4 protein-coding genes are annotated in these 5,629 nt (G+C 72.4%); 3 read left to right on the top strand and 1 reads right to left on the bottom strand.

Annotated elements, in window-relative coordinates; all coding sequences use genetic code 11:
• The coding region (locus ACH4N1_RS34925; RefSeq protein ID WP_398104554.1) for a maltotransferase domain-containing protein at positions 1-783 on the bottom strand (783 nt) is incomplete at its 3' end.
• Positions 784-1,767: 984 nt separating this feature from the next.
• On the opposite strand from ACH4N1_RS34925, the gene ACH4N1_RS34920 reads away from it, so the two are divergent.
• The 3 genes from ACH4N1_RS34920 to ACH4N1_RS34910 all read left to right on the top strand — a co-directional run bounded on the left by ACH4N1_RS34920 (position 1,768) and on the right by ACH4N1_RS34910 (position 5,386).
• A complete protein-coding gene (locus tag ACH4N1_RS34920) occupies positions 1,768-4,386 on the top strand; it encodes a glycosyltransferase family 1 protein (protein ID WP_398104552.1) in 2,619 nt (872 codons plus the stop codon).
• Between the two features lie 267 nt (positions 4,387-4,653).
• On the top strand, positions 4,654-4,935 hold the full coding sequence (locus ACH4N1_RS34915; RefSeq protein ID WP_398104550.1) for a type II toxin-antitoxin system Phd/YefM family antitoxin: 282 nt from the start codon (positions 4,654-4,656) through the stop codon (positions 4,933-4,935).
• Positions 4,928-5,386, top strand: coding sequence for a PIN domain-containing protein (locus ACH4N1_RS34910; RefSeq protein WP_398104548.1), 459 nt, complete (start codon positions 4,928-4,930; stop codon positions 5,384-5,386). The genes ACH4N1_RS34915 and ACH4N1_RS34910 overlap by 8 nt, the downstream gene beginning before the upstream one ends.
• Positions 5,387-5,629 lie beyond the last annotated feature (243 nt).

The raw sequence follows: 5,629 nt of genomic DNA, 5'->3' as shown, positions 1-5,629 counted from the left end.
CGTACCGTGCGGACACTCCGGAGTCCCCTCCGAACGCGGGAAGAACTCGTACCAGGAGCCGTACAACGCCCGCTCCCGCTCCACCAGCAGGGGCAGCGTCTCGGACTCGGTGACCAGCTCCCGTACCGGATGGCGGGCCAGGACCACGTCCACCTCGGGATCCAGCGCCGCAGCCAGCCGGGAGGCCGCCGGACGGGCCTCGTCGCGCAGGGCGCCGACCGCGGCGAGCAGGACGTCCCGCTTCGCCCGGGCGTCGGCGTCCGCCTCGGGCACCCCGGCGGCGGCGCGCTCGTACAGCCGGGCGCCCTCCTCCAGGACCAGGTCGGTGTCGATGCCCGCGGGGATCTTGATGCGCGCGTGGTGCCGCCAGGTGCTGACCGGGTCGCCCCAGGCCTCCACGGTGTACGTCCAGTGGCCGGGCTCGTCCGGGGTGACGTCGGCGCCCCAGCGGTCGGTGCCGGGGGCCAGCTCGCGCATCGGCGTCCAGGGGCCGGGGCGGCCGTCGGGGCCGCGCAGCACGACGTTGGCGGCGACGGCGTCGTGGCCCTCGCGGAACACGGTGGCCGAGACCTGGAAGGTCTCTCCGGTGACCGCCTTGGCGGGACGGCGGCCGCGCTGGACGACCGGCCGGACGTCCAGGACGGGTATGCGCCCCACGGCCGTCCCGTCACCCGCGGAGGATCGCTCCGGGGCCGGCGGTCCGGCGGCGGCGGGTCGCACGGGGGCTGGTGCCGCGGTGCGAGGGGGTGTCGGGGGTGCTGACGAGTGGTGCGTGGCGGGCATGACCGCTCCTGTCCGCATCAACGAGGGTGGGCGGATGGATGTGGGGAGGTGGGTCCTGCGACATACGTGCTGGGTGGTGCCGGGCGGTGCGGAAGTGTGCCGGGAACCGGGCGCGCCGGAGCGCGGTCCGGCAGCCGGGTGCCGGGGTCGGGCACGTCGCACGGCGCGCTCCCGTCGTACGGCGTGTTCCGGGCGTACGGGTCGTAAGGGTCGTACGGGTTCTGTACCGGAGGAGCCTTCCCACCCTATTCGGGTGAGCAATCCGGCACGTTGCTAACTAGTCGCGCGCATGTATTCATGAAGTTTTGCCTCTTCCGTGGAGCGGTTCCGGCGAGCGCGGCACCCACCGGAATTCGTCCGGCGAAGCGGGAACCCGGCCGGACACCTTGCTGTTCACGACCCTCGCTGCCAGGCCTTTTCCCAGCGGCGCGGAGGCGCCCGCGGGGGCGCGACCGGATACGGCGCGACCACGGTCGCGGCGTACGGCGGCGCCGCTGCCGCCGTACCGCAACAGGTCGCGCGTCCCGTGTCGCTCGTGTGCCCCGTCGCGCCGGTGAACACTCCGGACGCCCCGGGCGAACAGGCCGAGGGCCGAGGGCCGAGGGCCGAGCCATGGTCCGGGTTCCCCTCCTCGACTCGGTGCGTGGCGGCGGTGCCGGGTGCGACCCCCGCAGCCTCTCGTGCGGCGCGAAGTGTCACAAGGTGGCCCGTGGGGGTGGAACCGGCCATAAAGGGGCGCACTCGGGGGCTCCGGGGCGCCGGTCAGGGCGGCAGCGGGGGCCGGGCGCGCCGGTCGGGCCTCCCCGGCGTCGTCCGGGGCCGACCGGTGTCGTCCGGCGTGGCGCGAAAAGATCCGTCGGCGGCCGAAAGCACGGGTCCGGCGGCGGCTGCCTCCAGCAAGTCCGGCACCGACGCCGGTACCGTCGTCAGAGACGTTGACGCACACTGCCGTGCGCCACTTCCTCACGCACGCCGAGGTGGAATGTGAAGGCGATCCGTCGATTCACTGTCCGACCCCTTCTCCCCGAACCCCTCCGGCCGCTCAGTGACCTCGCGCGCAACCTGCGCTGGTCATGGCACGCGGAAACCCGTGACCTCTTCCGGCAGGCCGACCCCGAACACTGGGCGGCCTCGGGCGGCGACCCCGTACGGCTGCTCGGAGCCGTGGACGCGGCACGCCTCCAGGAACTGGCCGGGGACGACCGCTTCCTGGGCCGGCTGACCGCCGCCGCCGACGATCTGCACGCCTACCTGACCGGCGACCGCTGGTACCAGCAGCAGTCCGCCGGGCTGCCCGCCGCCATCGCCTACTTCTCCCCGGAGTTCGGCGTCACGGCCGCCCTGCCCCAGTACTCCGGCGGCCTCGGCATCCTCGCCGGCGACCACCTCAAGGCCGCCAGCGACCTGGGCGTCCCCCTCATCGGGGTCGGGCTGCTCTACCGGCACGGCTACTTCCGCCAGACCCTCTCCCGCGACGGCTGGCAGCAGGAGCACTATCCCGTCCTCGACCCCAACGAACTGCCGGTGACCCAGCTCAAGGAGGAGGACGGCACCCCCGCCCAGGTCTGGCTCGCCCTGCCCGGCGGAAAACAGCTGCACGCCAGGATCTGGCTGGCCCAGGTCGGCCGGGTGCCGCTGCTGATGCTCGACTCCGACACCGAGGACAACGACCCCGGCGAACGCGGGGTGACCGACCGGCTCTACGGCGGCGGCAGCGAGCACCGGCTGCTCCAGGAGATGCTGCTCGGCATAGGAGGTGTCCGCGCGGTCCGCACGTACTGCCGCCTGACCGGGCACGCCCCGCCCGAGGTGTTCCACACCAACGAGGGGCACGCCGGGTTCCTCGGCCTGGAGCGGATCGCCGAACTGTGCGACGGGGGCCTCGACTTCGACTCCGCCCTGGAGGCGGTCCGGGCCGGAACCGTCTTCACCACGCACACCCCCGTCCCGGCCGGCATCGACCGCTTCGACCGCGAACTGGTCGCCCGGCACTTCGGCCCCGGCGCCGAACTCCCGCGCATCGACGTCGGCCGCGTCCTCGCCCTGGGCAGGGAGACCTATCCGGGCGGCGAGCCGAACCTCTTCAACATGGCCGTCATGGGCCTGCGCCTCGCCCAGCGCGCCAACGGCGTCTCCCTCCTGCACGGCCAGGTCAGCCGGGAGATGTTCGCCGGCCTGTGGCCCGGCTTCGACCCGGAGGACGTGCCGATCACCTCCGTCACCAACGGCGTGCACGCCCCCACCTGGGTCGCGCCCGAGGTGCTGCGCCTCGGCGCCCGGCAGATCGGCGACCGGCGGGCGGAGGACGCGCTGAGCGTCGGCGGCTCCGACCGCTGGGACTCCGTCGCGGAGATCGCCGACGAGGAGATCTGGAATCTCCGCCGTGACCTGCGCGGACAGCTCGTCGCGGAGGTACGGGACCGGCTCCGCGCCTCCTGGCGGCAGCGCGGCGCCGGCACGGCCGAGCTGGGCTGGATCGACGGCGTGCTCGACCCCGACGTCCTCACCATCGGGTTCGCCCGCCGCGTCCCGTCGTACAAGCGGCTCACGCTGATGCTGCGGGACCGCGACCGGCTGACGGAACTGCTGCTGCACCCCGAGCGGCCCGTCCAGATCGTCGTGGCCGGCAAGGCGCACCCGGCGGACGACGGAGGCAAACGCCTCATCCAGGAACTGGTGCGCTTCGCCGACGACCCGCGCGTGCGCCACCGCATCGTCTTCCTCCCCGACTACGGCATGGCCATGGCGCAGAAGCTGTACCCCGGCTGCGACATCTGGCTGAACAACCCGCTGCGCCCGCTGGAGGCCTGCGGCACGTCCGGCATGAAGGCGGCCCTCAACGGCTGCCTCAACCTCTCCGTCCTGGACGGCTGGTGGGACGAGTGGTTCCGGCCCGACTTCGGCTGGGCCATCCCCACCGCCGACGGCTCCGGCACCGACACCGACCACCGCGACGACATCGAGGCGGCGGCGCTCTACGACCTGCTCGAGCAGCGCGTCACCCCGCGCTTCTACGAGCGCGGCGCGGGCGGGCTGCCCGACCGCTGGATCGAGATGGTCCGCCAGACCATCACCCACCTCGGTCCCAAGGTGCTGGCCGGCCGCATGGTCCGCGAGTACGTCGAACGGCTCTACACCCCCGCCGCCCAGGCCCACCGCACCCTGGACCCCGACGCGGCCCGCGACCTCGCCGCCTGGAAGGCGAAGGTGCGCGCGGCCTGGCCCGCGGTCACCGTCGACCACGTCGAGACCTCCGCGGCCACCCCGACCGCCGAACTCGGCACGACCCTCGCCCTGCGGGTCCGCCTGCGCCTGGGCGACCTCACCCCCGACGACGTCGAGGTCCAGGCCGTCTCCGGCCGCGTCGACGCGGAGGACCGCATCACGGACGGCACGGCCGTCCCCCTGAAACCGGTGGGCGGCCCCGACCTGGAGGGCAACTGGCTCTACGAGGGCCCCCTCTCCCTCGACCGCACGGGCCCCTACGGCTACACGGTCCGCATCCTCCCCGCCCACCCCCTGCTCGCCTCGGGCGCGGAACTGGGCCTGGTGACGGTGCCCTCGGAGGAACTGGTGGAGGGGGCGGGGGTGTTGATGCGGTAGGGGGTTTCCGGTTCTGCGTCTCCTCGGTTCTTCGTCGCCGGGGCTCGGGGGAGCCCCGGCGACGGTCGTTCACCGCTGCCGTTGCTTTCGAACAGCAGGCTGCCGTCCACGATCAGCACGGTGTCCTTAGTACATCCGACTCGCCCGGCGGACGAGCATGCCGGCCGACACCCGTCGGTCATTCACGGGACGGCGCTCGAAAGCGGCCGGTCGAAGGGCACCCCTCCTTGCGTGGTACGGCGTGGTACGGCGTGGTACGCTCGGAGCATGGCCGCAGACCCGAGTCAGTCCGAAGTCGTACCGCTCCGGGCGCTCAACCAGCCCAGCAGGATCGCGGAGCAGGTCGAAGCGGGGGCGACCCTGATCGTCACCCGGAACGGCCGGCCGATCATGGGCATCGTCCCGATAGAGCGTCTGGACGAGCCTGTCCATCAATTCCGCACCGATCCCATGGGGGACCTGGACATCCCCGATCTCGACCTGCCCGCCGTCACGGACGAGGAGATCGGCGCCACCCTGCGCGGCATGGGAGGCGGCCTCGATGACTAACGTGCCGGTCGCCATCGCCGACACCAATGGCCTCTACCGCGTCCTCGCGAAGAAGGATCCGCGTCACGCCGAGCACGTCGCCGCGCTCGCCCGCGTCGGCCACTTGGTGATCTCGCCCCTCGTCCTCGCCGAACTGGACTACCTCATCAGTGAGAAGAGCGGGAGTCGTGCGGCCGGTATCGCCCTCGACTTCATCGGCAAGCAGGCGGATCTCCAACGATTTGAGATTCCCGATGTCGGCCCCCACTTCCGGACGGCCGTCAGCGTGGCTCAGGCCTATCAGGATCTCGGCGGCGGCAAGGGGGTGGGTCTGACGGACGCCATGAACGCCGCCCTCGCCGCGGCCTACCGGACCGATGCCATCCTCACCACGGACAAACACTTCCGCGTCGTACGCCCCCTGACCCGACACGACGCGTTTCGGCTCCTGCCCGACGATCTCGACGGCTGACGCGTCACGGGGAGTCTTCAGCGCCCGCGCGGCCCTGGGCGGTCCTTGAGGCTGTGCATCAGGGCCTGCCAACCGGGCGCCACCATGATGAGGGCGGCGATTGCGACCCTGGGCGGCGCCGGCTCTGTGAGGGCCCTCTTCTCGCAGACGGGAGTGTCCAGTAGACGGCTGATCCAGTTTCTGTAGTGGTCAGTTGGCGGCCGGGGTGAGCCGGCCTTCGAAGGCGATCTGGAAGGCGTTCAG

Origin of the sequence: Streptomyces sp. NPDC017202 (genome assembly GCF_044331705.1) — a bacterium.
In the GTDB taxonomy this organism is placed as follows: Bacteria; Actinomycetota; Actinomycetes; order Streptomycetales; family Streptomycetaceae; genus Streptomyces.
The sequence above is the reverse complement of the archived record's forward strand: the minus strand, read 5'-3'. Positions and strand labels throughout refer to the sequence as shown.

What these genes read in the sequence shown, in the direction of transcription:
- ACH4N1_RS34915 (WP_398104550.1), top strand. Translation starts at nt 4,654, where the DNA reads ATGGCCGCAGACCCGAGTCAGTCCGAAGTCGTACCGCTCCGGGCGCTC.
- ACH4N1_RS34910 (WP_398104548.1), top strand. Translation starts at nt 4,928, where the DNA reads ATGACTAACGTGCCGGTCGCCATCGCCGACACCAATGGCCTCTACCGC.